Raw genomic sequence first — 24,475 nt, 5'->3', positions numbered from 1 at the left:
TCAGGACTTGGCGCGGCTCGCGACGAGCTGCGCTTCGATCTGCGCCGGCGGCAACGCGCCGGGCACCCGCTTGCCGTCTTCGAACACCAGCGCCGGCGTGCCGTTCACACGGTACTTCTTGCCCATCGCCAAGTTGCGCTGCAAGGCACCGGCGTCGCATTGCGCCATGGCGCGCGGCGGCACGGCACCGTTGACCATCCATTCGCGCCAGACGGCGGTGCTGTCCTTGGCGCACCAGATGTTGCGCGACTTCTCAGGCGAGTCACCGCCGAGGATCGAGTACAGGAAGGTGTAGACGGTCACGTCCTTCACCTGCAGCAGCTCGCGCTCGAACTTCTTGCAGTAACCGCAGTTCGGGTCGGCGAACACCACCAGTTTGCGCGCGCCCGTGCCCTGCTTGTAGACGATGGCGTCTTTGAGCGGCAGGTTGGCGAAATCGATCGCCGTCAGCTTGTCGATGCGCGCTTCGGTGAGGTTCACGCCGGTTTTCGTGTCGATCAGCGCGCCCTGGAGGATGTGCTCGCCGCGCTCGTCGCTGTAGACGACTTCGGTGCCGACGCGCAGTTCGTAGACGCCGGGGATCGGCGTCTTGCTCACTTCGTCGATCTTGGGAAAGTCAGGCAGCCGCTCGGCGATGTTCTTGCGGATCAGCGCTTCCTGTGCCACGGCAGCTTGCGCGAACAGGGCGGCGATGCCGGTGGCCAGGGCCAAACGAAGGAGCTTGTTCATCGGGGGCTTTCAGGAGTCGAGGGCTCGTCGGGTGAGCCAGCGCTTGAGGGGGACCACTTGGTTGACCAGAGTCAGGCCACGGTTGCGAAGTTCCTTGGCCATCGGCTGCGGCTGTGAAAAAAGGCGCAGCAGGCCGTCGGTGACCTGGCCCATCGCCCAGGTGGGCGCGAGCCGTTCGCGAGCATAGCGCCGCAGCAGCTTTTCGTCTCCGAGGGCGCGCCAGGGCTCGCGCTCGGCGAGCACGCGGCACAAGGCGGCCACGTCGGCCAGGCCCAGGTTCAAGCCTTGGCCTGCCAGCGGGTGCACCACGTGGGCAGCATCGCCCAGCAGCACCCAGCCCGGCCCGGCCCAGGCCTCGGCCCGCGCTTGCATCAACGGCCAGGCTGCACGGTTCGAGGCGAGCCGCAGTTCGCCGGCTTCGCCCGCGGTGGCCAGTATGAGTTGCGCCTCGAACGCGGCGGCGTCGAGGGCCAGCAGTTCCTTCGCCCGGGCCTCCGGCAACGACCAGACGAGCGCGAACGAGCGTTCGGGCTCGGGCGCGTCGAAAGGCAGCAGCGCCAGCACGTCGGGCGCGCCGAACCACTGGCGTGCCATGCCGCGGTGCGGTCGCGACGCGGTGAGCCGCGCGGCGATGGCCGTGTGGCCATAGTCGTGGCGTTCGAACTTCACGCCGAGTGCGGCGCGGGTGGCCGAGGCCTTGCCCTCGCACAGCGCCGTGAGCGGTGCGGCGACTTCGGCGTCGACCACGCTGATGTGCGGCGCGAAGCGCAGTGCCTGCGCCAGTGCCCGTTCGAGCACGGCGGCATCGGTGATCCAGGCGAGTGCATCGACCCGCTGCTGCCAGGCCGAAAAATCGAGCGCCGCGTTCGGCGCGTCGCCCTTCACGTGCATGTCGAGCACGGCGGTCGCAGCGTGGGCCGGCAGGCTGTCCCAGACCTTGATGCCGCGCAGCAGTTCGACCGAAGCCGCGCTGAGCGCGTAGGCCCGCACGTCTTCGGCGCTGCCCGGGCGCACCGGCTCGGGGCGCAGCGCGACCGTGAGGCCGGCACGCGCCAGCGCCAGCGCGAGGCTCTGCCCCACGATGCCCGCCCCGAGAACCTGCACGTCGAATGTTGTCATCCCCCTCGATTGTAAGGAGGGCATGTTCCTTGCACTCACCGGGCTGCGGGCACAATTCCTCTCCGCCGACTCCGGCAACCGCCGCCATGAACAGCCAGTGAGCCACACCATCGCCACCTCAGCCAACGAACTTCAGGTGAGCGTGCAGTCGTTGCACGTCTACCCGGTGAAGTCGTGCGCCGGCATTGCCCTGCGCGAGAGCCTGCTGATCGAGACCGGGCTCGAGTTCGACCGCGCCTGGATGGTCGTCGACGAGCGCGGCGAGTTCGTCACACAACGCCACCTGCCGCGCATGGCGCTGATCCAGCCGGTGCTGCGCTCCTACGAGATGATCCTGCGCGCGCCCGGCATGCTGGCCCTGCACATCGCGCTCGACACCGTCGAAAAGCCGGTGCGCGCCAGGGTCTGGAACGACGACGTGGCCGCCTACGACATGGGCGACCTGTGCGCGCAGTGGTTCAGTGACTTTCTCGGTGCGAAGCTGCGCCTGGTGCGCTTCGACCCGGAGCAGCGGCGCCTGTCCGAACGGCGCTGGACCGGCGCGATCGAGGCACAGAACGGTTTTGCCGACGGATACCCGCTGCTCGTGACCTCGGCCGCGTCGATGCCCGAGCTGAACCGCCGCTTGCAGGCGCAGGGCCAAGAGGCCGTGACGATGGCACGCTTTCGCCCCAACCTCGTGCTCGACGGGCTCGACGCGCACGGCGAAGACGCACTCGACGAGATCACCATCGGCACCGATGAAGGCGCGGTGCGCCTGAAGCTCGTGAAACCCTGCGCACGCTGCCCGATCCCCGATGTCGACCCGCTCACCGGTGTGCCCGGGCACGCGGTCGGCGACGCGCTTCAGTCGTACCGGGCCGACTCTCGACTCGACGGCGCGCTCACCTTCGGCATGAACGCCGTGATCGTCGAAGGCTTCGACCGCAACCTGCGTGTGGGCATGACAGGCAGCGCCAGCTACCGCTTCGACTGACCGAGGCGCGCGGCAGCCCGCGCCTGAACCGTCAGTCGGCGTCTTCTTCTGTCGGCCAGGCCGCAGGGTCTTCGGCCCAGGCCTGCAGGGCCGCGCCGCGCCGCTTCAGCAGCGCTGCCAGCTTGGGCAGGCCGGCGTGCGGCTCGTGCGCCCAGGCCGCCGGCACGTCGCCCCGGTCGAGCGACTCGCCGTGCATCACCCAGCGCTTGCCGAAGGCCCGCAGCGCCTCGCGCGGCGTGGCCAGGTCGTGTGCGGCGAGCACGTCGCTCGGCAGGTCACCGCAGACCACCCACCAGCCGACCCACTCGGGCCGATGCCGGCTTTCCACGGCCCAGATGCTGGCGTAGGGCATCACGTGCCAGGCCGGCCACTCGCCGATGCGGCCGGGTTCGATGCCGTGGCGTTGCAGGCAGGCCACGACCTCGGCGGCACGCGCGGCGCACCAGGTGTCTTCGTCGGTCGGTTCGGTGGCACTCATGCAGGGTGGCTCAGGGTCGGCGCGGCGGCAGGGGGATGAATTCTGTCTCACCGGGCACACGCTCGAAACGCTGCGCTTCCCAGTCGTCCTGCGCCTGCACGATGCGCTCCTTGCGGCTGGAGACGAAGTTCCAGACCATGAAGCGATGCCCGAGCGGCGCGCCGCCGACGAGCACGATGCGGCCGCCGCGCGGTGCGCTCAGAACCGGCTCGGCGCCGGGCGCGAGCACGACCATCGTGAACGCCGGCACGAGTTCGCCGTCGAGCTCGAAGTCGCGGTCGGTGCTGTAGAGCGCGCGTTCTTCGGCAGCGGCCGGGATCGTGAGCGACGCGCCCGAAGCCACCGCGAAGTTCAGGTCGAGGTAGAGGGTGGGCGAGAGCGTTTGCACCGGCGACGTGAGATCGAACGCGCTGCCGATCAAGACCCGCACCAGCACGCCGTCGATCTCGCGCGCCGGGATTTCGGCGCCGGGCACGTGCTGAAAGGCGGGTGCGTCTTCTTCGCGCTCGGCCGGCACCGCCAGCCACAGTTGCAGGCCGTGGCTTCGGCGCTCCTGCCCGAGCAGGTCTTTCGGCGTGCGTTCGGAATGCACGATGCCTCGCCCGGCCGTCATCAGGTTGACCGCGCCGGGCTCGATGCGCTGCACCACCCCGGTGGAGTCGCGGTGCATCATCGCGCCCTCGAACAGGTAGGTCACGGTCGCGAGGCCGATGTGCGGGTGCGGCCGCACGTCGTGGTTGTCGCCGGGCTGCGCGGTGATCGGGCCGAAGTGGTCGAAGAACACGAACGGGCCGACCGCCTGGCGCTGCGCGGCCGGCAACGAGCGGCGCACGACGAAGCCGCCGCCCAGGTCTTTCTGGTGGGGTTTCAGGACTTCGAGTTCGCTCATGGGTGGCTCCGCAGCGTGGGTTCACGCCAGTTTAGGACGCGCGCCTAAAATCCGCCCTTCACCCCCGAAAACTCCAAAGTCTTCCATGAGCCTGAAATGCGGCATCGTGGGCCTGCCCAACGTCGGCAAGTCCACCCTGTTCAATGCGCTGACCAAAGCCGGCATCGCGGCCGAGAACTACCCGTTCTGCACCATCGAGCCCAACGTGGGCGTCGTCGAGTTGCCCGACCCGCGGCTCGATGCACTGGCCAGCATCGTCAAGCCCGAGCGCATCGTGCCGGCGATCGTCGAGTTCGTCGACATCGCGGGGCTGGTGGCCGGTGCGTCGAAGGGTGAAGGCCTGGGCAACCAGTTCCTGGCCCACATTCGCGAGACCGACGCCATCGTCAACGTGGTGCGCTGCTTCGACGACGAGAACGTGATCCACGTGGCCGGCAAGGTCGACCCGATTTCCGACATCGAGGTGATCCAGACCGAACTGTGCCTGGCCGACATGGGCACGGTCGAAAAAGGCCTGCACCGCTACAACAAGGTCGCACGCTCGGGCGACAAAGAGGCGCAGAAGATCGTTGCCGTGCTCGACAAGTGCATGGCCGCGTTGAACCAGGGCAAGCCGGTGCGCACGATCGCGTTCAGCAAGGAAGACATGGTGCTGGTCAAGCCGCTGTGCCTGATCACCGCCAAGCCGGCGATGTTCGTCGGCAACGTCGACGAGAGCGGCTTCGAGAACAACCCCTACCTCGACAAGCTGCGCGCCTACGCCGACAGCCAGGGCGCGCCGGTGGTGGCGATCTGCGCCAAGACCGAGGCCGAGCTCTCGGAGATGAGCGACGACGACCGCTTGATGTTCCTGTCTGAAATGGGCCAGACCGAGCCGGGCCTGAACCGCCTGATCCGCGCCGCCTTCAAGCTGCTCGGCCTGCAGACCTATTTCACCGCCGGTGTGAAGGAAGTGCGCGCCTGGACCATCCACATCGGCGACACCGCCCCGCAGGCGGCCGGTGTCATCCACACCGACTTCGAGCGCGGCTTCATCCGCGCGCAGACCATCGCCTTCGACGACTTCATCGGCTTCAAGGGCGAACAGGGCGCGAAGGACAACGGCAAGATGCGCGCCGAAGGCAAGGACTACGTGGTCAAGGACGGCGACGTCTTGAACTTCCTGTTCAACGTGTGACGCCGGCGGCCCGGCCCGACACACCCCCGTCTGCACGCTTGGCCACCCGAAAGCTCCACGCACTGCACTGGACGCTGGCGTCCGGGCTGGCTGCGCTCGCCTACGCACTGGCGGGCAAGGCGGGGCTGTTGCTGGCCGTGCCGCCCGGGTTTGCGTCGCCGCTGTACCCGGCTGCGGGCGTGGCTCTCGCCGCGCTGCTGATCCTGGGGCGGCGTGCCCTGCCCGGTGTGGCGCTCGGCGCGCTGTACGTCAACCTGTCGGTTCGCGGCGACGTGCAAGGCCTGACCGCCGCGGCCCTGCTGATGGCGGCGGTCATGGCTCTCGGTGCGTCGCTGCAGGCGTGGGCCGGCGACATGCTCATCAAGCGCTTCGTGCACCAGCCGCTCGAATTGGCGGAACCGCGCGAGGTGCTGGGCTTCCTGGGCGCTGCCACGCTGTCGTGCCTGGTGAGCCCGACGGTCGCGAACCTCGCGCTCTGGCTGAGCGGCACGGTGCCGTCGGCGGCCGTGCCCTTCAGCGCCGCCACCTGGTGGGTCGGCGACGTGCTGGGGGTGCTGATCGCCACGCCGATCCTGCTCACGCTGTTCGGCCGGCCGCGCTCGGCCTGGGCGCCGCGGCGCCTCAGCGTGGGCCTGTCGCTCGCGCTCGTCTCGGGCCTGCTCGCGCTGGGCATCGTGCAGGTGGCGCACTGGAACAACGAACGTGTGCGCTCGTCGTTCGACCGTGACGCCACCGGCGCTTTCGCCGCGATGCGCGCGCAACTGCACGAACCGCTGCAAGCGCTCGAAGCGCTGCACAGCGTGTTCGTCGCTTCCGAAGACGTGTCATCGGAAGAGATGCGGCTGGCCACGCGCCAGTGGCTGGCGCCCGGCCTCTTGCAGGCGATGGGCTGGAGCGACCGGCTGCGGCGCGAAGAGGTGCCCGCTTTCGAGGCGCGGGTGCGCGCCGAAGGTGCGAAGAACTTCACCGTGTTCGACCGCAGCGACGCCGGCGAAAAGCGCCCCGGCGGCGACGAGCTGGTCGTGATCCACTACATCGAGCCGCCTGCCGGCAACACGGCCGCGCTGGGCGTCAACGTGATGTCGATTCCGGCGGCGCGGGCCGCGGTCGAAAAAGCACGGGCTTCCGGGCAACCGGCCGCCACCGCCGGCTTCAGGCTGACGCAGCAGCCGGCGGGCGAGAACCAGTCTGGCGTCGTGATCTACCAGGCGCTCTACGAGCCGCGCGTGCCTTCCGCCGCCCAGCGTGCCGGCGCCTTGCGAGGCGTCGCCTTCGTGACCTTGCGGATGGACGATCAGCTCAAGGGGCTGGTGCCCGTGGTACCGGCTTATCTGAACCTGTGCATTGTCGACAACACCACCGGCGAGCCGCGGCGGCGCCTCGCCGGGCCCGCAGGTTGCGATTCGATCACGCCACCCTTGCTCGACGTGCGGCCGCTCGCCTACGCCGGCCGCAATTGGGAACTGCGTGTCTATGCCGACGCCGGCGCCCTGCCCGATGCGCACAACGGCGACGTGTGGCTGTTCGCCGTGGTCGGGCTGCTGTCGACCGCGATGCTCACGGGCTTTCTGCTGACGCTGACCGGGCGCGCGTTGCGGGTCGAGACCGCGGTGCGCGAGCGCACGGCGGCGCTGCAGGCCGAAATACGCGAGCGCGAAGGGGCCGAAGCGGCGTTGCGCGAGAGCGAGCAGCGCTTTCGCAACATCCTCAACAATGTGCCGATCGGCGTGGTTTACACCGACCTGCACGGCCAGATCATCCAGGCCAACCCGCGATTCTGCGAACTCACCGGCTACGCGGAACACGAGTTGCTGGCGCTGCGGCCGCCCGACTACACGGCGGCCGAAGACGTGGCGCAAGACGCCGGGCTGACAGCGCAGCTGGTGCGGGGCGAGATACCGATGTACCGCCGCCACAAGCGCTACATCGCCAAGGGCGGCAGCACGGTGTGGGTGCAGGCCACGGTCTCGCTGCTGCGTGACGCCCAGGGCCAGCCGCTGCACATCGTGGGCGTGGCCGAAGACATCACCGAGCACCTGAAGCTCGAAGACGCCGAGCGCGCGCGCGAGGCGGCCGAGGCCTCGAACCGCGCGAAGAGCGAGTTCCTGTCGCGCATGAGCCATGAGCTGCGAACGCCTTTGAACGCGATGCTCGGGTTCGCGCAGTTGCTCGAACTCGACCAGCGCCAGCCGCTCAGCGCCAGCCAGCAGCCATGGGTGAGCCAGATCCAGCAGGCCGGCTGGCACCTGCTGGAGATGATCAACGACGTGCTCGACCTGTCGCGCATCGAATCGGGCAACCTGCGCCTGCACACCGAAACGCTGAACCTGTCAGAGCTGCTGTCGGCGAGCATCGCGATGGTCGATGGCGAAGCCAGACAACGCCGGATCCTGATCATCCAGGAGCTGGGCGAAGGCACGGCCACCGTGCTGGGCGACTCGACCCGGGTGAAGCAGATCCTCACCAACCTGTTGAGCAACGCGGTGAAGTACAACGCCGACGCCGGCCGCATCCACATCGCCAGCCGCGCCAGCTCGGCCGACACGGTGGAAATCGCGGTCACCGACACCGGCCTGGGCATGACGCCCGAGCAGCTCGCCGAACTGTTCCAACCCTTCAACCGGCTCGGCCGTGAACGTTCGGCGCAGCAAGGCACGGGCATCGGCCTGGTCATCAGCCAGCGCCTGGCCGAGCTGATGGGCGGCTCGCTGAAGGCCCGCAGCATCGCCGGCAAGGGCTCGTCGTTCATGTTGACGCTGCCGAGCTCGGCCGACCCCGACACGGTGCGCTCGGAATTCGACAACACGCCGCTGCCGGCGGCCGAATACCACCGACGCATCGTCCATTACGTGGAAGACAACGAGACCAACGTCGAAGTGATGCGCGGCATCCTCGCGCAGCGTGCGCAGGTGCAGCTCGAGGTGTCGGTCGACGGCCGTGGCGGCCTGGCCGCCATTCGCGCGCACCGGCCCGACCTGATCCTGCTCGACATGCACCTGCCCGACATCAGCGGCATGGAGTTGCTGCGCGAGTTGAAGGCCGACGCGCGCACGGCCGCCATTCCGGTGATCGTGGTCTCGGCCGACGCCCTGGCCCAGCAGATCGACGCCGCGTTCCAGGCAGGCTGCGCCCACTACCTGACCAAGCCGGTCAGCGTGAACGAGCTCCTGGCCGTGGTCGACGACCTGCTGGAGCGCATCGACACCCACTTTGGTTAGCGCTCGCATACTTGAAAAGTGTGGGCCCGCGCGCATCTGTGAGGTCTGGCGCACAGCAATCAGGGTAATCGCCAAGATCAATCAGCACTCCGCCTGGGCGAGTGCTAATATTTGCGGAACCGAAAGGAGATCAGCTTGTCTGACCGTTCCATGAACACCTCCACTGCTTCTGCATTGACCGTCCGCGACCCGTGGGCCCTGGTGCCTTCGCTCGGCAACCTGGACGCCTACATCTCGGCGGCGAACCGCGTGCCCTTGCTCACGCAAGAAGAAGAGATCGCCTTCGCCAACCGCCTGCGCTCGAACGGCGACCTCGACGCCGCCGGAAAGCTGGTGCTGTCGCACCTGCGCCTGGTGGTCTCGATCTCGCGCAAGTACCTCGGCTACGGCCTGCCGCACGGCGACCTCATCCAGGAAGGCAACATCGGCCTGATGAAAGCCGTGAAGCGCTTCGACCCAGACCAAGGCGTGCGCCTTGTGAGCTACGCCATGCACTGGATCAAGGCCGAGATCCACGAGTACATCCTGAAGAACTGGCGCATGGTCAAGGTCGCCACGACCAAGGCACAGCGCAAGCTGTTCTTCAACCTGCGCTCGATGAAGCAAAGCCTGAAGGACGACGCCGAAGACGTCGACACGCACCGCACCACGCTGACGAGCAAAGAGGTCGACACCCTCGCGAGCACGCTCAACGTCAAGCGCGAAGAAGTGCTCGAAATGGAAACCCGGCTCTCGGGTGGTGACGTCGCACTCGAACCGCTGACCGACGACAGCGAAGAGAGCTACGCGCCCATCGCCTACCTGGCCGACGACACGAACGAGCCGACGCGCGTGATCGAAGCCAAGGGCCGCGACTGGCTCGCCGGCGACGGCATCGCGCTCGCGCTCGAGGCGCTCGACGCACGCAGCCGGCGCATCGTCGAAGAGCGCTGGCTCAAGGTCAACGACGACAGCAGCGGCGGCATGACGCTGCACGAGCTGGCCGACGAGTACGGCGTGAGCGCAGAACGCATCCGCCAGATCGAAGTGGCGGCGATGAAGAAGATGCGCAAGGCGCTGGCTCCGGCCGCCTGACGCGGCAGGCACCAACGAAAAAGCGGCCTCGCGAGGCCGCTTTTTTTCGCCCGCACGGCTCAGCCGGCCGCGAGCAGCGCTTTCAGATCGGCCGTGAGCGCCTCGACCGGCGAACCGTAACGCACAAACAGGCGCACCTTGCCTTTCGGGTCGAGCACGTAAGAGCCGGCGGTGTGGTCCATCGTGTAGCTGCCTTCCACCTTGCCCGGTACCTTGGCGTAGAACACCTTGAACTCCTTGGCCGTGGCCTTGGTTTCGTCGGCTGTGCCGCGCAGCGCCACGAAGCTCGGGTCGAAGCTGGCCATGTAGGCCTTCAGCGCTTCGGGCGTGTCGCGCTCGGGGTCGACCGTGATGAACACGCCCTGCACACGATCGCCGTCCTTGCCGAGCGCCTTCTTCACCTGGGCCAGCTCGGCCATCGTGGTGGGGCAGACATCGGGGCACTGCGTGTAGCCGAAGAACACGACCGTGACCTTGCCCTTGAAGTCGTCGAGCGTGCGCGGCTTGCCGTTCTGGTCGGGCAGAGACAGCGTGCGTGCGTATTCGGCGCCGGTGATGTCGACACCCTTGAACTGCTGCGCGGCCGAGGGTGAGCCGAGCTGGTCGCAACCGAGCAGCGCTGTCGCCAGCGCCAGCGTCGTCAACAGGCGAAATGTGTTCATCACAGCAATGGGCCCACGTAGTGGTCGACCAGCAACGCCGCGAACAGCAGCGACAGGTAGACGATGGAATAGCGGAAGGTCTTGCGCGCGAGCGCTTCGGAATAGGCGCGCCACAGCTTCCAGGCGTAGACGACGAATCCGCCACTGAGCAGCACGGCCGCCACCAGGTAGAGGTAGCCGCTCATGCCCGAGATGAAGGGAAGCAGCGTTCCGGCGAACAGCACCAGCGTGTAGAGCAGCACGTGCAGGCGCGTGAACTCCGAGCCGTGGGTGATGGGCAGCATCGGCAGGCCGGACTTGCGGTAGTCCTCGGCGCGGTACAGCGCCAGCGCCCAGAAGTGCGGCGGCGTCCACAGGAAGATGATCAGGCACATGATCAGCGCCTCGGGCCCGACCTCACCCCGAATCGCGGCCCAGCCGAGCACCGGCGGCATCGCGCCCGACGCCCCGCCGATGACGATGTTCTGAGGTGTCATCGGTTTCAGGACCACGGTGTAGATCACCGCGTAGCCCACGAAGGTGGCGAAGGTCAGCCACATCGTCAGCGGGTTCACGGCAAACCATAGCAGCACGCTGCCGGCTGCACACAACAGAGCCGAGAAGGTCAGCGTCTGCGTGTTGGTGAGTTGGCCGCGCGCCGTGGGGCGCCACGCGGTCCGGGCCATGCGCGCGTCGATGCGCTGCTCGACCAGGCAGTTGAACGCGGCAGCTGCGGCCGCCACGAGCCAGATGCCGGCCGTGGCGGCGAGTGCCACGCGCCAGTCGGGCAGGCCGGGCGTGGCCATCAGCATGCCGATCACCGCGCAGAAGACGATCAACTGCACCACGCGAGGTTTGGTCAGCGCATAGAACTGGCGCGCGCGCGACGGCAGCGAAACGCTGGCGGGCACGGCTTGGGTGAGGGTGTCTGACATGGTGCGCAGTGAATCCGGCATTTTACGTAGCCGGGCGCCACGGCCGGTCGGTGGTTGTCGCCATGGCAGCGGCTTCGCCGGCCCGGCGCGCTTGCGTCAGCAGGGCGGCGAGCAGCGTGACCAGCGCCGCCGCGCCGGCCGTGTGGGCCATCGCGGCGACGATCGGCCAGCCCAGAACCACGTTGCTCAGGCCGCTGGCGAGCTGCCAGAGCGCGACGGCGGCGATCGCCAGCGCCCAGCGCCGCAAGCCGGCGACCCGGGTCGCGAACAAGCGCCAGGACAGCAGCGCCAGCGCGCCCAGCACCACGAAAGCACCGAGGCGGTGAACGAAGTGGATGGCAGTGAGCGCTGCGAACGGCAGATAACCGCCGTCCTTGCCTGCACCGAGCTCGCGTTGCAACGCGAAGCCATGCTCGAAGTCCATCGGCGGCCACCACACGCCCTGGCAGGTCGGAAAGTCGCTGCAGGCCAGCACGGCGTAGTTGGTGCTGACCCAGCCGCCGAGCGCGATCTGCACGACGCTGAGCGCTGCGACGAGCCAGACGCCGCCATGCAGCCCCGGCGAGAGTCGCACTCGTGCGGGTTCGTGCAAGCGTGTCTGCACGGCCAGCAAGGCCAGCAAGCCGAGCCCGCCCAGCAGGTGCAGCGTGACGATCGCCGGGTAGAGCTTCATCGTGACCGTGAGCGCGCCGAACGCGCCTTGCGCGCAGACCCAGACGAGGGTGGCGGTCGGCCACCACGGCGAGACCGCAGCGCTGCGTTGGCGCGCCTCGCGCCAGCTCATCACGGTCATCACCACGATCAGCGCACCGACGCCGGTGGCCAGGTAACGGTGGATCATCTCGACCCAGGCCTTGCCGTGGGTGACCGGCCCGCTAGGCAGCGCGCTCTGGGCGCTCTGAATGTGCGCCTGGGCGCCGAGCGGGCTCGCGCTGCCGTAGCAGCCAGGCCAGTCGGGGCAGCCGAGGCCGGAATCGGTGAGCCGCGTGAAGGCGCCGAACAGCACCAGATCGAAGGTCAGGAACAGGGTGACGATGGTCAGCGCCTGCAACCGGGCAGCGCCGGTTCGCGCGCCCTGCCCGGCCGACGCCGGACGCAGCCACACCCAGAGCAGCGGCCCGAGCGCGAGCAGCCCGCCCACGAGCGCGACAGCGCCGATGGGGCTCAGGTCGTAGGCGGCGGGCGGGTTCACTCAGCGCCCCGCCTTGTCCCAACCCGCCGAGGCCCGCAGCAGCTTTTCGATGTCGCGCTTGAGCTTGCCCGGCTCCGGGTCGGCAGGCACGCGCATCATCCAGTTGCCGAGGGGATCGACCACGACCATGTGCTGTTCGAGCGTGCTGCCTGGAGCCGGCGTGAGCCACTGCGCCAGCGCTTCGGGCGCGATGCGGAGCACGGTCGCGGGCACGCCGGTGCCGATGGCCTGCAGCGTGGCCGCGCGCGGTGCCGCCGCATCGGTGATCAGCCAGACCTTGTCGAGGCGGTCTTTCTCGCGGCCGAGCGTTTCGCGCAGCTGGCGCTGGATCCACAGCTGGCGTTCGCAGACCGCGTCGCAGGCGCCCCCGGAGATCACGACGAGCAGCCATTGGCCCTTGAGCGTCGACGCCGCCACGGCTCGGCCTTGCAGGTCCAGCAGTGGCAGCTTCTCGGGGATCGGCCGCAGTGGCTGAATCAGCTCGCTGTAGTTGGTGCGCCCTTCGGGACGGATCACGAAGTAGGTGAAGTACGACGCGATCACCGGCGCCGCGCAGACCAGCAGCACCAGCAGCATCTTCCAGCGACCGCTCGATGTGCGCTGCGCGGCACTGTCGAGTGCAGGCGCCGGCATCGAATGCACCGTGAAGCTCAACGGATCGTTCTTGTCAGTCATCACGCTTGCGCCGCGGTCGAAGGAGTTGGAACCAGACATACAAACCTGCCATCAAGGCGCTCATCGCGAACCACTGGAACGCATAACCGTAGTGCTTCTGGACATCGGCCGACGGGCGCGGCCATTGCCGCAGCAGGCCGTCGCCCACGGTGCCCGCCGAGTCTTGCTGCTGCACAGACAGCGGTGCCAGCCGCAGACCTGTTTCGGCGGCGAAGCCCGCGAGGTCGAGATTTTGCCGGATCGCACCGCTCGCCACCGCGCTGAACTCGTACAGCCGCGCCGGCGGCGGGGCGATGAGCCCCTGCACTTCGACAACGCCCGCCGGCGTGGGGATCGCCGGCAGCAGGCTGCGGTCGTTCAGGTCGCGCACGACCCAGCCGCGCTGCACCAGCACCGCCTCGGGCCGGCCTTCGAGTTGCAGCGGGGTCACGACGTAGAAGCCGACCCGGGCATTCATTTGCCGGTTCTCGAGGAACACGGTTCGCTGGGCGACCCACTGACCGCGCAGGCGTGCAGGCCGGTAGTGCTGGAGCGCCGCGGCATCGGCATCGCGCGCAAGGTCGGCGGCCGACAGCGCGGGCAGCAAGCCGCGCGACTCGAGCGCCGACTGAATCGCCATCTTCTGTGCGGCACGACTCAGCTGCCAGGTGCCCAGGCTGGCGGTGAGCGCCACGCCGAGCACCGTAGCGAGCAACACCCAAGCCCGACGACGCGGTGATGGCACGGCGCTCACCGACACGCAGCACCCCGCGGCGGATAATCGGGTGACATGAAGACCCTGATCATCATCGCTTTTGTCGGCATCCTCGGTGCACTCGCCATGGCCGGTGTTTTCATGCTGCGCGGTGGCCGCAACGGCAAGGCCAAGAGCGGCAGCATGATGCGCGCGCTGGCACTGCGTGTGGCCTTGTCGGTGCTGTTGTTCGCATGTGTGCTGTTCAGCTGGTGGGCAGGGTGGATCCAACCCACGGGCATTCCGCTGGGCAAGTGATCGACCCAAAAACAAACGCCGCGTTCAGCGGCGTTTGTGATCCGAGCGCGAAACAGGTCAGAGCCAGTACACCACGATGTACAGGCCGAGCCAGACCACGTCGACGAAGTGCCAGTACCAGGCCGCGCCCTCGAAACCGAAATGACGCTCCGGGGTGAAGTGCCCCTTCATCAGGCGGATCGTGATGAACAGCAGCATCAGCATGCCCACGAAAACGTGAAAACCGTGGAAGCCGGTCAGCATGAAGAAGGTGGAACCGTAGGCGCCCGACGAGAGCTTCAGGTTCAGCTCGCTGTAGGCGTGGATGTATTCGTAGACCTGGAAACCGAGGAAGGTCACGCCCAGCAGCACCGTCAACCACATGAAGGCGATGGTGCGGGCACGGTGGCCGGCCACCAGCGCGTGGTGGGCGATCGTCAGCGTGACGCCCGAGGTCAGCAGCAACAGCGTGTTGATGGTCGGGATCGGCCACGGGCCCATGGTCGTGAACGGGTCGACGATGCCGGCCGGCGAGCCGGTGGCGCCCACGGCGCCGGTCGGCCACACGGCCTTGAAGTCGGGCCAGAGCACGGCGTTTTCGAGGCTGCCCAGGTTCGGCAACGCGTGCAGGCGGGTCCAGTAGAGCGCGCCGAAGAACGCGCCGAAGAACATCACCTCCGAGAAGATGAACCAGCTCATGCTCCAGCGGAACGAGATGTCGATGCGGTCGCCGTAGAGGCCGCCTTCGCTTTCGCCGATGGCCTGGCGGAACCACTGTTGCAGCACGAAGGCCCACATCGCCAGGCCGAAGACCAGCGAATAGGCGCCCCAGCCGTGCCCGTTGATCCACTGGCCAGCGCCGAGGATCACGAAGAACAGGCCGATCGACGCCATCACCGGGTGGCGTGAAGGCTCGGGAACGTAGTAGTAGGGTGCGTGCCCCTGAGGTGCGGCTGCCGACATGTTTTCTCCTGAAGTCCTGATTCTTTGAATGTTGTTTGCGCTTGTCTATTTCGCCACGCCGGTGGCGAGCACCCAGTTCACCAGCAGCAGCAGCAGCGAGATGAAGATCACCGCGCCGATCACGCCGGCGATGACCACATGCACCGGGTTGAGCTGGTTCACGTCTTTTTCGTAGTCGCTCGACTTGCGCACGCCGAAGAACGACCAGCCGACCGCGCGCATCGTCTGCAGGAACGAGCCCTTGCGTTGCACCGCCTGTTTCAGGTCACCCCCGGTCGGCTGGGTCATGAGCGGGCCTTTTCAGCATCGGCGACCGCCGCTTTCGCCGCGGCTTCGGGCGCCGCCGGGACCTTGCCGCCGACCTCGAAGAAGGTGTACGACAAGGTGATCGTCTTCACGTCTTTCGACAGCTTCGGGTCGATCACGAACACCACCGGCCACTGCTTGGACTCGCCCGGCTTGAGCGTGTACTCGTTGAAGCAGAAACACTCGAGCTTGTTGAAGTACGGCATCGCCTGCATCGGCGCGTAGCTCGGGATCGCCTGCGCCGCCATCGTGCGGTTCTGGACGTTCCTGAATTCGTACATCACGGTCGTGAGCTGGCCGGGGTGCACTTCGACCGAACGCTGCGCGGGTTTGAATTCCCACGGGCCGCGTGCATTGGCGTCGAACTCGATCGTGATGGTGCGGGCGAGGTCGACCTGGGTGTTCTTGTCGTACGAGCTCATGCCGGCGGTGGTGGCCAGCTCAGACAACGAGAGCACGTTGATGCCCAGCGCCGTGCAGATCGCGCGGTAGATCGGCACCAGCGCGTAGCCGAAGCAGAACATCAGCGCGGTCACGACCAGCAGCTTGCGCACCATGCGGCTGTTGTCGCCCCGCAAGGCGGCGGCGCTGCTGCGTGAGATCGGTGTGTCGGACATGGCTCGGCAGCGGGCTCGCGGTCACATGCCGAGCACGGCGCTCTTGATCATGAAGCCGACGAAGATCGCGACCGCGATCGACGCCAGCGTCAGGCCGAAGCGCAGATTCTTCTTACGCTGCTCGGGCGTCATCACGGGTTCCGTGTTCACTCGCTCAGGCGAGGATCTTGGTGGCGGCCGCGTTCAGCTTGGGCGGCTGCTCGAAGGTGTGGAAGGGCGCCGGCGACGGCACTTCCCACTCGAGGCCCTCGGCGCCTTCCCAAGGCTGCTGCGGTGCCGGCGCGCCCTTGCCGCGCATCATCGGCACGACGATGAACAGGAAGAAGTAGACCTGCATCGCGCCGAACCAGAACGCACCCAGCGACGCGATCATGTTGAAGTCGGCGAACTGCATCGGGTAGTCGGCATAACGGCGCGGCATACCGGCCAGCCCGAGAAAGTGCATCGGGAAGAAGGTGATGTTGAACGCGATCAGCGAGCCCCAGAAGTGGATCTTGCCGCGGGTCTCGGAGTACATCACGCCGGTCCACTTCGGGCCCCAGTAGTACACGCCGGCGAACAGCGCATAGAGCGAGCCGGCCACCAGCACGTAGTGGAAGTGGGCGACGACGTAGTAGGTGTCCTGCAGCTGGATGTCGACCGGCGCCATCGCCAGGATCAGGCCGGTGAAGCCGCCCATCGTGAACACGAAGATGAAGCCGACTGCAAACAGCATCGGCGTCTCGAAGGTCATCGAGCCGCGCCACATGGTGGCGATCCAGTTGAAGATCTTCACGCCGGTGGGCACCGCGATCAGCATGGTCGCGTACATGAAGAACAGCTGGCCGGTGACCGGCATGCCGGTCGTGAACATGTGATGCGCCCAGACGATGAACGACAGGATCGCGATCGACGCGGTGGCATACACCATCGAGGTGTAGCCGAACAGGCGCTTGCGCGCAAACGCCGGGATGATGGCGCTGACGATGCCGAAGGCCGGCAAGATCATGATGTAGACCTCGGGGTGGCCGAAGAACCAGAAGATGTGCTGGTACATCACCGGGTCGCCGCCGCCGGCGGGGTTGAAGAAGTGCGTGCCGAAGTGGCGGTCGGTCAGCGTCATCGTGATCGCGCCGGCGAGCACCGGCATCACGGCGATCAGCAGGTAGGCGGTGATCAGCCAGGTCCAGCAGAACAGCGGCATCTTCATCAGCGTCATGCCGGGCGCGCGCATGTTCAGGATGGTGACGACGATGTTGATCGAGCCCATGATCGAGCTCGCGCCGAGGATGTGCATCGCGAAGATGCCGGCGTCCATCGACGGGCCCATCTGCAGCGTGAGCGGGGCGTAGAGCGTCCAGCCGGCAGCGGGCGCGCCGCCCGGCATGAAGAACGATGCGACGAGCATCGCACCGGCCGGGATCAGCAGCCAGAAGCTGAAGTTGTTCATGCGCGCGAAGGCCATGTCGGGCGCACCGATCTGCAGCGGGATCATCCAGTTCGCGAAGCCGACGAAGGCCGGCATGATCGCGCCGAACACCATGATCAGCCCGTGCATCGTGGTCAGCTGGTTGAACAGCTGCGGGTTGAAGAACTGCAGGCCGGGCTGGAACAGTTCGAGGCGGATCAGCAACGCCAGCACCCCGCCCACCATCAACATGGTGAACGAGAACAGCAGGTACATCGTGCCGATGTCTTTATGGTTGGTGGCGAACAACCAGCGGCGCCAGCCGGTCGGCGCGCCGTGGTGGTGATCGTCGTGCCCGTGGGCGTGATCGTGGCCGTGGCCGCCGTGGTGGTCAATGACTGCGCTCATGGCAATTCCTGTTCTTCAATTCCGAATTTCTTGGCGAACGTTCTGTGTGCAGGTGGCGAAGGCGCTCACTTGCGCGCGGCCACCACTTCCGAGGGCTGCACGATCTGCCCGGTCTTGTTCGACCAGCTGTTCTTCGTGTAGGTGGCCACGGCGGCGAGTTCAGTGTCGCTGAGCTGCTTCCAGGACGGCATGGCGCCGTTGTTCTGGCCGTTCAGCAAGACCTGGATCTGCTTGGCGTGGTCGGCGTCGAGCACCACGGCGGCGCCGTCGAGCGCCTTGATGGGGCCGCCGCCCTTGCCAGAAGCCTGGTGGCAGGCGGCGCAGTTCGCGGCGTAGACCTTTTCACCGCGCGCCAGCAGGTCGGGCAGCGTCCAGACCTTGGCCGGGTCGTCGGCGAGTGCAGCCATGGCCTTCTTCTGGCCATCGACCCACTTGGTGTAGTCGGCCTGCGACAGCACCTTCACGTGGATCGGCATGTAGGCGTGTTCCTTGCCGCACAGCTCGGCGCACTGGCCATAGAAGTCACCGGTTTCCTTGGCGCGGAACCAGGTGTCACGCACGAAGCCGGGGATCGCGTCTTGCTTGATGCCGAACGACGGCACCATGAAGGCGTGGATCACGTCGCTCGCGGTCGTGATGATGCGGATCTTCTTGTCGACCGGCACGACCAGCGGCTTGTCGACCTTCAGCAGGTAGTCGTCGCCGGCCGGCTTGCCGGCATCGGACATTTCACGCTGCGTGGCGTCGAGCGTCGAGACGAAGCCGATGCCTTCGCCTTCGCCTTTCAGGTAGTCGTAGCCCCACTTCCACTGGATGCCGGTGGCCTTGATCGTCAGGTCGGCCGCGCTTGTGTCCTTCATGGCCACCACGACCTTGGTGGCGGGCAGCGCCATGCCGATCACGATGATGAAAGGCACGATGGTCCAGACGATCTCGACCGTGGTGCTCTCGTGGAAGTTCGCCGACTTCGCACCCTTGGACTTGCGGTGCTTGAAGATCGAATAGAACATCACCCCGAACACGCCGATGAAGATGACCGTGCAGATCACCAGCATGAAGTAGTGCAACCAGCGTTGTTCTGCCGCGATGTCGGTGATCGGCGGGTGCAGGTCGAGCTGGTTGACGGCCGGGCCGCCCGGCAGGTTGCCCACCGCCACGGCCGCATGGCTCGCAAGCAGCGCGCCGAGGGTGAGGCTCAACTCGGCGACTCGCCGCCCGGCCTTGCAAATGATTGCGTTCATCGTCTTCATGGTTGCCACTTCAGTTTTTTTCTCGGAGCGGGTCGCGCGACTGCCAGCGCCGCAGAGCCCATCGCAATTCTTCTGCCAGCTGGCGGCGCAGTTCGGGGCGCACGAAGCGGCCGACACAAATGCGCAAACCCTGGCCCGACAGCTCAACCAGCGAGCGGTCACCCGACTCGGGCTCGACCCGCACCCACGCCGGCACGAACTCGACCCGCTCGACACGCCGGCCGGAGGCGAACTCCACGGTCAGGCGCCCGGGCTGCAGGCGGATGTGTTCGCTGTCGGTGGCATGGCGGCTGTAGACGAACAGCGCCGCACCCATCGCCAGCACCTCGACCCACGCGAACGGCAACACCAGCGTGGCACCGTGGTGCCAGAACAGGCTGCCGATCGCCAGAGACAGCAGGCACAGCGAACCGAAGAACCACAACATCTGCCGCGGCGTGACCGAACAATTGCGCTTGAGCACCCATTGCACGGAGCCCTCGTCCGCAGCCGACTCGCGCCCGAAGCGCAGCGGGCTGGCCGCAGGCGACCGACCGATCGATGGGTGAATGAGGGTTGCTGACATCCCGCGCCGACTGCCTTGTAAATCTGCCCGATGAACCAATCTTGAACGTGCGCAGGGCGGCGAACCATGCCTCCCCGGCGTCTTTTGCGTCAGCCGTACCCGACTCAACCCGCGAATTTTAGCTCACGGGCCAAGGCCTTTGCGCGAGCCTGTGCGCCCGGCCTTCACCATGGCGCGCATGTCGTCGAGCGACAAGGTCGTCGGCTGGTCCGCGCGCAGGCGCGGCGCCGCCTTGAACGCGTGCCCGTAGGCCACTTCGAAGCTCAAGCCGATCTTGCCATCGGGGCCCTTCATCGACAGCAGCTCCTCCTCGAGCGCGCGCCGCCAGCGTGGCGTGCGCAGTCCGGGTATTCGGTCGGGCGCAGTGTTGCCGCCGAGCGAGCGCAGTTCCTGCAGCAGCGCCGAAGGGCTGTCCCACCGAAGCGTCAGGGTTTCCTGGTCCATCACCGGGTCGGCAAAGCCCGCCTGCACCAGCATGTCGCCCAGGTCGTGCATGTCGACGAAGCCCGGTGTGGGTGCCGGCCAGCCGAGCCGCGCGTACAGGGCACGCAACTCGCGCAGCGTTCCGGGGCCGAGGCAAGAGAACATCACGAAGCCGTCGACCCGCAACAGCTTCTGCCAGCGGTCGAATAAGGCGGGCGGGTCGACCACCGCGTGCAGCATCATGTTGGCCCAGACCAGCTGGGCGCCGGGGGCGATCTCTCGTGCCTGCTCGACCACTTCGACGCCAGCGCCGCTCCAGCGGTTCGGCGACCACCACGGCCGCTGCGCCGCCACGCGGCTGCGTTCGGCCCAGACGGCGTCGGGCTCGACGATGCAGCGCTGCGCCTTCGGGTAGGCCTGCTCCAGCAAGGGGCCACCCGTACCGAGAAAGCCCCACCAGTCGAGCACCCGTTCAGGTTTCGCCAGCACGACCTGCAGCTTCTCGGCCATGCGCCGCGCCACTTCGGCGTGCAGCCAGGGTGCCTCGGCGTGTCGAGCCAAACGCCGCAGTGCGGCGTCGACCGCCACGGCATCGAGGCGGCGGGCAGTGTCGGGATCGGGCTTGGGCATGTGGCGGCCAGTATATTGAGGCGATGCTGTTCAGCCGCCTGATCGATGCCGTGGCCGCCACACCGAGCCAGTGCGCCGTGTGCCACGACTGGGGCCAGCAGCGGGTCTGCGCCCTTTGTGTGACGCGGTTCGCGCCGGTGCTGCCACGCTGCGCGCGTTGCGCGATCGACGTGCCTGCGGGCACGGCCTTGTGCGGCGCCTGCCTCACCGACCCGCCGCCGTTCGAGCGCACGCTCGCTGCCGTCGACTACGCCCACCCCTGGGATGGCTTGATCACGCAGTTCAAGTTTCACGCCGCGCTCGACCTGGCCCCGGCACTGACGCAGCGCCTGCTGAGCACGTTCGAGCGCAGCGGCGAAACCGCACCCACGTTGTTGCTGCCGGTCCCGCTGAGCGCCGAGCGCCTGCGCGAACGTGGCTACAACCAGGCCTGGGAACTGGTGCGGCGGCTGGCACGTGCGGTGGGCTGCCGCGCCGACGCGGCCCTGTTGCTTCGGGTGAAGGACACGCCGCACCAGCTTGCGCTCGCGCCCGAACAACGTGCCGGGAACATGCGCGGGGCTTTCGCGGTCGAACCGCGGCGCCGCGCCGAGCTGGCCGGCGCGAGCGTCACGCTGGTCGACGACGTGATGACCACGGGTGCCACAGTGGCCGAAGCAGCGCGTGTGCTGCTGCAGGCCGGCGCGTCGAAGGTGCACGTGTGGGTGGTGGCACGCACGCCGCGCAACGACGTGTGCTGATCCGCCGCACGACGACAATCCACGCATGTTCAACGTCGTCCTGGTTCAGCCCGAGATCCCGCCGAACACCGGCAACGTGATCCGGCTGGCCGCCAACACCGGGTGCACGCTGCACCTGGTCGAGCCCCTCGGCTTTTCGATGGACGACCGGCAGCTCAAACGGGCCGGGCTCGACTACCACGAGTACGCACCGGTGCGCCGGCATGCCTCGTGGGCCGCCTTCATCGAGACCGAACGGCCCGACCCGCAACGCCTGTTCGCGTTCACGACGCGTGGCAGCCGGCCGTTCGCCGAGGTGCGGTGGGCCCCGGGCGATTGGCTCGTGTTCGGTTCCGAAACCGCCGGCCTGCCCGAAGCCTTGCGTGACTCCATCGACAACGCACAGCGTGTGCGCCTGCCGATGCGTGCCGGCCAGCGCAGCCTGAACCTCAGCAACAGCGTGGCTGTGGCGGTGTTCGAAGCCTGGCGCCAGAACGGCTACGCCGACGGCGGGTGATGGCGCACCCGGTGGCGGGTACGCCACCACCCGCCAGGCGGGTGCTCGGCCGCTTGGGAGCGGCCCGGCGCCGGCCGAGCCATCTCCGCGAGCAGGCTCACTCCGGCTTTACGCCGGCCGCCTTGATCACCTTGGCCCAGCGCTCGCGCTCGCTTTTCATCAGGCCGGCCAGCGCTTCGGGGGCCGTGCCGGCGGCGCTGAAATACTGGCCGAGGATCTTGCCGCGCACGTCGTCGCTCTTGATGATGCGGATCAACTCGCTCGAGACTCGATCGATGATCGGTTTTGGCGTGCCGGCCGGCGCCAACACCGCCTGCCACGAGATCGCCTCGAAGCCGGCGTAACCCTGTTCGACGAAGCTCGGCAGTTCGGGCAGCGAACCCGAGCGCCCGAGCGTCGTCACGCCCAGCGCCTTGAGCTTGCCGGCACGCACCTGCCCCATCGCGATGCCGGGCACCATGATGCCGGCCTGCACCTGGCCGGCGAGGATGGCGTTGACCACCTGCGGAAAGCCCTGGTAGGGCACGTGCACGATGTCGAGCCCGGCGCGGGCCTTGAAGAGCTCCATCGCCAAGTGCGCCGCGCTGCCGTTGCCCACGCTGCCGTAGTTGAGCTGGCCACTCTTCTCTTTGGCGATGCGCACGAAGTCGGCGAGCGTGTTCGCGCCGAGCTTGGGGTCGACGACCAGCACGTTCGGCGAGGTGGCCACGAGCGTGACCGGCGCCAGGTCTTTCACCGGGTCGTAGTTCAGGTTCGCGCTCAGCAGCGGCGCCGTCACGAGCGGGCCCTGGATCGTGAACAGGAAGGTGTATCCGTCGGGGTCGGCCTTGGCCACCGCGCCGGTGCCCACGTTGCCACCGGCACCGGGTTTGTTGTCGACGATGACGGTCTGGCCCAGCGCATGGCCGAGCGGCTCGGCGAGCAGCCGGCCGATGATGTCGGGCGAGCTGCCGGGCGGGAACGGCACCACCAGCTTGATCGGGCGGCTCGGCCAGGCCTGCCCGAAGGCGGGCAGCGCAAGCGTGGTGGCCGCCGCGGCGGTGGTGTGCAGGAACAGTCGGCGTTGCATTCGGTTCGTCTCCGTCAGAGGTTCTCGGGCCGCGCGCCGCGGCCCATCAGTTGTTCAAGTGCCTGGGCCGGTGTGGCGCTGCCTTCGAGCACCTGCACCACGGCCTGCGTGACCGGCATCTCCACGCCCAGCGCCTGCGCACGGCGCAGCACCATCGGCGCGGTGCCCACGCCTTCGGCGACGTGGCCCAGGTCGGTGAGGATCGCCGGCAGGCTCAGCCCTTCGGCGAGCAGACGGCCGACCGTGCGGTTGCGCGACAGGTCGCCGGTGGCGGTCAAGACCAGATCGCCCAGGCCCGAGAGCCCCATGAAGGTCTCGACCCGTGCACCCAGCGCCACGCCCAGGCGCGTCATCTCCGCCAGGCCGCGCGTGATCAGCGCAGCACGCGCGTTCAGCCCGAGCGCCATGCCGTCGGCGATGCCGGTCGCAATGGCGAGCACGTTCTTCACCGCGCCGCCGACTTCCACACCGACCGGGTCGTTCGAGGTGTAGACCCGCAGGCTCTCGCTGTGCAGCACCTCGACGGCCTGTTCGCAGAGCGTGTCGTCGCTGCTCGCGGCGACGAGCGCGGTGGGCTGGCCACGCGCCACCTCGATCGCGAAGCTGGGCCCGGACAACACGCCCACGCTCGACGCGATGTTCAGCGTGCGCGCGATCTCATGGCCCAGCGCGCCGGTGCCCGGCGCAAAGCCCTTGCACAGCCACAGCACGCCACCGCGGTGCGCGACCAGTCGGCGCAGCATGCCGTCGAGCCCCGCCATCGGCGTGGCCACGATCACGAGGCCATCCGCGGCATGCGCGAGGGCGGCGTCGAAGTCGTAGGTGATCTGCAGCGCGGGCGGCAGCACCACCTCGGGCAGGTAGCGCATGTTGCGGCGCATCGCGCGCATCTGCGCCGCCTGGGCCGCGTCGCGTGCCCACAGGCGTGTGGGGTGGCGGCCGGCGGTGCTCACCGCCAGCGCCGTGCCCCATGCGCCCGCGCCCAGGACGGTGAGGTTCATGCGAGTGCAGAACGACGACGGCCAGGGCGGGCGCGAAGCGCGTTCAGTTCGCGCTGGTGATGATGCCCGAGCCGTTGCTCGGCGCCGCGTTCTGGGCTTGCTGCGCTTCGTACATCGCCTGGAAGTTGACTTCGGCGAGCAGCACCGGCGGGAAACCGGCGCGCGTGCACACATCGGAGACGATGGCACGCAGGTACGGGTAGATGATGCCCGGGCAGGCGATGCCGACGATCGGCTGCAGCTGGTCTTCGGGGATGTTGCGGATCTCGAAGATGCCGCCCTGCTTCGCTTCGACCAGGAACAGCACCTTGTCGTTGACCTTGGTCGTGACCGTGGCCGTGACGGTCACTTCATACACGCCTTCGGCGATCGGCTCGGCACCCAGGCCGAGGTTGATGTCGACCTGCGGCTGGCCCTGTTCGAGCAGGATCTGCGGCGAGTTGGGTTGCTCCAGCGACAGGTCCTTCAGGTAGATGCGCTGAATCTGGAACACGGGGCTCTGGGTATCGTCGGCCATGGGAATCTCGGGTTGGATGAGAGTGCCCGC

The 24,475-nt window shown here is 67.6% G+C and carries 27 protein-coding genes; 7 read left to right on the top strand and 20 right to left on the bottom strand.

Annotation, left to right across the window (positions count from 1 at the left end; translation table 11 throughout):
• On the bottom strand, window positions 1-729 hold the full coding sequence (locus AC30PD_RS14940) for a DsbC family protein (RefSeq protein ID WP_489536442.1): 729 nt from the start codon (window positions 727-729) through the stop codon (window positions 1-3).
• A 9-nt stretch (window positions 730-738) separates the two neighbouring features.
• Window positions 739-1,848, bottom strand: coding sequence for an FAD-dependent monooxygenase (locus tag AC30PD_RS14935; protein WP_489536441.1), 1,110 nt, complete (start codon window positions 1,846-1,848; stop codon window positions 739-741).
• A 109-nt stretch (window positions 1,849-1,957) separates the two neighbouring features.
• Between AC30PD_RS14935 and AC30PD_RS14930 the strand changes: the two genes are divergently transcribed.
• Complete coding sequence (locus AC30PD_RS14930) at window positions 1,958-2,824, top strand: MOSC domain-containing protein (RefSeq protein ID WP_489536547.1); 867 nt, start codon at window positions 1,958-1,960, stop codon at window positions 2,822-2,824.
• Between the two features lie 31 nt (window positions 2,825-2,855).
• Here the strand turns inward: AC30PD_RS14930 and AC30PD_RS14925 are convergent, their stop codons facing one another.
• Together AC30PD_RS14925 and AC30PD_RS14920 are read right to left on the bottom strand one after the other, a co-directional pair.
• Window positions 2,856-3,302 (bottom strand): DUF4826 family protein, encoded by a 447-nt coding sequence (locus AC30PD_RS14925; RefSeq protein ID WP_489536440.1) that lies wholly within the window; start codon window positions 3,300-3,302, stop codon window positions 2,856-2,858.
• 10 nt (window positions 3,303-3,312) lie between these two features.
• The gene (locus AC30PD_RS14920; protein ID WP_489536439.1) at window positions 3,313-4,191 is read right to left on the bottom strand and encodes a pirin family protein; all 879 of its coding nucleotides are present in this window, start codon (window positions 4,189-4,191) and stop codon (window positions 3,313-3,315) included.
• Window positions 4,192-4,276: 85 nt separating this feature from the next.
• Here AC30PD_RS14920 and ychF point away from each other — a divergent pair, with 85 nt between their 5' ends.
• The 3 genes from ychF to rpoH all read left to right on the top strand — a co-directional run bounded on the left by ychF (window position 4,277) and on the right by rpoH (window position 9,660).
• Window positions 4,277-5,368, top strand: a complete 1,092-nt coding sequence (ychF, locus tag AC30PD_RS14915; protein ID WP_489536438.1) for a redox-regulated ATPase YchF — start codon at window positions 4,277-4,279, stop codon at window positions 5,366-5,368.
• 38 nt (window positions 5,369-5,406) lie between these two features.
• A complete protein-coding gene (locus AC30PD_RS14910) occupies window positions 5,407-8,586 on the top strand; it encodes a CHASE domain-containing protein (protein WP_489536437.1) in 3,180 nt (1,059 codons plus the stop codon).
• Between the two features lie 150 nt (window positions 8,587-8,736).
• Window positions 8,737-9,660, top strand: a complete 924-nt coding sequence (rpoH, locus tag AC30PD_RS14905) for an RNA polymerase sigma factor RpoH (RefSeq protein WP_489536546.1) — start codon at window positions 8,737-8,739, stop codon at window positions 9,658-9,660.
• 59 nt (window positions 9,661-9,719) lie between these two features.
• Here rpoH and AC30PD_RS14900 read toward each other — a convergent pair whose 3' ends face one another.
• From AC30PD_RS14900 to AC30PD_RS14880, 5 genes are read right to left on the bottom strand one after another with little or no spacing between them, the layout of a single operon-like run.
• Window positions 9,720-10,322, bottom strand: a complete 603-nt coding sequence (locus AC30PD_RS14900) for an SCO family protein (RefSeq protein ID WP_489536436.1) — start codon at window positions 10,320-10,322, stop codon at window positions 9,720-9,722.
• Window positions 10,322-11,236 carry a heme o synthase gene (gene cyoE / locus AC30PD_RS14895; protein WP_489536435.1) on the bottom strand — a complete coding sequence of 305 codons (915 nt, stop codon included), beginning with the start codon at window positions 11,234-11,236 and terminating at the stop codon, window positions 10,322-10,324. The genes AC30PD_RS14900 and cyoE overlap by 1 nt, the downstream gene beginning before the upstream one ends.
• A gap of 22 nt (window positions 11,237-11,258) precedes the next feature.
• The gene (locus AC30PD_RS14890; RefSeq protein WP_489536434.1) at window positions 11,259-12,428 is read right to left on the bottom strand and encodes a COX15/CtaA family protein; all 1,170 of its coding nucleotides are present in this window, start codon (window positions 12,426-12,428) and stop codon (window positions 11,259-11,261) included.
• A complete protein-coding gene (locus tag AC30PD_RS14885) occupies window positions 12,429-13,103 on the bottom strand; it encodes an SCO family protein (RefSeq protein ID WP_489536433.1) in 675 nt (224 codons plus the stop codon).
• Window positions 13,096-13,776: an SURF1 family protein gene (locus tag AC30PD_RS14880; protein ID WP_489536432.1), complete on the bottom strand. Its 681-nt coding sequence runs from the start codon at window positions 13,774-13,776 to the stop codon at window positions 13,096-13,098. Before AC30PD_RS14880 ends, AC30PD_RS14885 begins: the two co-directional genes overlap by 8 nt.
• Window positions 13,777-13,872: 96 nt before the next feature.
• On the opposite strand from AC30PD_RS14880, the gene AC30PD_RS14875 reads away from it, so the two are divergent.
• The gene (locus AC30PD_RS14875; protein ID WP_489536431.1) at window positions 13,873-14,094 is read left to right on the top strand and encodes a DUF2909 domain-containing protein; all 222 of its coding nucleotides are present in this window, start codon (window positions 13,873-13,875) and stop codon (window positions 14,092-14,094) included.
• 57 nt (window positions 14,095-14,151) lie between these two features.
• Here the strand turns inward: AC30PD_RS14875 and AC30PD_RS14870 are convergent, their stop codons facing one another.
• The 8 genes from AC30PD_RS14870 to AC30PD_RS14835 form a co-directional block, all read right to left on the bottom strand.
• Complete coding sequence (locus AC30PD_RS14870; RefSeq protein WP_489536430.1) at window positions 14,152-15,036, bottom strand: cytochrome c oxidase subunit 3; 885 nt, start codon at window positions 15,034-15,036, stop codon at window positions 14,152-14,154.
• Window positions 15,037-15,081: 45 nt separating this feature from the next.
• Complete coding sequence (locus AC30PD_RS14865; RefSeq protein WP_489536429.1) at window positions 15,082-15,324, bottom strand: DUF2970 domain-containing protein; 243 nt, start codon at window positions 15,322-15,324, stop codon at window positions 15,082-15,084.
• Window positions 15,321-15,959 carry a cytochrome c oxidase assembly protein gene (locus AC30PD_RS14860; protein ID WP_489536428.1) on the bottom strand — a complete coding sequence of 213 codons (639 nt, stop codon included), beginning with the start codon at window positions 15,957-15,959 and terminating at the stop codon, window positions 15,321-15,323. Before AC30PD_RS14860 ends, AC30PD_RS14865 begins: the two co-directional genes overlap by 4 nt.
• Window positions 15,960-15,980: 21 nt before the next feature.
• Complete coding sequence (locus AC30PD_RS14855; RefSeq protein ID WP_489536545.1) at window positions 15,981-16,091, bottom strand: cytochrome oxidase small assembly protein; 111 nt, start codon at window positions 16,089-16,091, stop codon at window positions 15,981-15,983.
• A gap of 22 nt (window positions 16,092-16,113) precedes the next feature.
• Complete coding sequence (gene ctaD, locus AC30PD_RS14850) at window positions 16,114-17,754, bottom strand: cytochrome c oxidase subunit I (RefSeq protein ID WP_489536427.1); 1,641 nt, start codon at window positions 17,752-17,754, stop codon at window positions 16,114-16,116.
• Between the two features lie 65 nt (window positions 17,755-17,819).
• Entirely contained in the window at window positions 17,820-18,995 is a 1,176-nt protein-coding gene (gene coxB / locus AC30PD_RS14845; RefSeq protein ID WP_489536426.1) for a cytochrome c oxidase subunit II, read from the bottom strand.
• Window positions 18,996-19,014: 19 nt separating this feature from the next.
• The gene (locus AC30PD_RS14840; protein ID WP_489536425.1) at window positions 19,015-19,569 is read right to left on the bottom strand and encodes a DUF2244 domain-containing protein; all 555 of its coding nucleotides are present in this window, start codon (window positions 19,567-19,569) and stop codon (window positions 19,015-19,017) included.
• Window positions 19,570-19,692: 123 nt separating this feature from the next.
• Window positions 19,693-20,622, bottom strand: coding sequence for a class I SAM-dependent methyltransferase (locus tag AC30PD_RS14835; protein ID WP_489536424.1), 930 nt, complete (start codon window positions 20,620-20,622; stop codon window positions 19,693-19,695).
• A gap of 23 nt (window positions 20,623-20,645) precedes the next feature.
• Here AC30PD_RS14835 and AC30PD_RS14830 point away from each other — a divergent pair, with 23 nt between their 5' ends.
• Window positions 20,646-21,362 carry a ComF family protein gene (locus AC30PD_RS14830; protein ID WP_489536423.1) on the top strand — a complete coding sequence of 239 codons (717 nt, stop codon included), beginning with the start codon at window positions 20,646-20,648 and terminating at the stop codon, window positions 21,360-21,362.
• Between the two features lie 25 nt (window positions 21,363-21,387).
• Window positions 21,388-21,858 carry a tRNA (uridine(34)/cytosine(34)/5-carboxymethylaminomethyluridine(34)-2'-O)-methyltransferase TrmL gene (gene trmL / locus AC30PD_RS14825; RefSeq protein ID WP_489536422.1) on the top strand — a complete coding sequence of 157 codons (471 nt, stop codon included), beginning with the start codon at window positions 21,388-21,390 and terminating at the stop codon, window positions 21,856-21,858.
• A gap of 97 nt (window positions 21,859-21,955) precedes the next feature.
• Here the strand turns inward: trmL and AC30PD_RS14820 are convergent, their stop codons facing one another.
• Genes AC30PD_RS14820 through secB form a run of 3 tightly spaced genes read right to left on the bottom strand, consistent with a single transcriptional unit; the run spans window position 21,956 to window position 24,445 of the window.
• A complete protein-coding gene (locus AC30PD_RS14820; protein WP_489536421.1) occupies window positions 21,956-22,927 on the bottom strand; it encodes a Bug family tripartite tricarboxylate transporter substrate binding protein in 972 nt (323 codons plus the stop codon).
• A 14-nt stretch (window positions 22,928-22,941) separates the two neighbouring features.
• On the bottom strand, window positions 22,942-23,928 hold the full coding sequence (locus AC30PD_RS14815) for an NAD(P)H-dependent glycerol-3-phosphate dehydrogenase (RefSeq protein WP_489536420.1): 987 nt from the start codon (window positions 23,926-23,928) through the stop codon (window positions 22,942-22,944).
• A 43-nt stretch (window positions 23,929-23,971) separates the two neighbouring features.
• Window positions 23,972-24,445, bottom strand: coding sequence for a protein-export chaperone SecB (secB, locus tag AC30PD_RS14810; protein ID WP_489536419.1), 474 nt, complete (start codon window positions 24,443-24,445; stop codon window positions 23,972-23,974).
• Between the last annotated feature and the right edge of the window lie 30 nt (window positions 24,446-24,475).

Source organism: Rhizobacter sp., assembly GCF_032229685.1.
Taxonomy (GTDB): domain Bacteria; phylum Pseudomonadota; class Gammaproteobacteria; order Burkholderiales; family Burkholderiaceae_C; genus LMDS01.
Note: the sequence above shows the minus strand (reverse complement) of the source record. Positions and strands in the feature narration are given on the sequence as shown.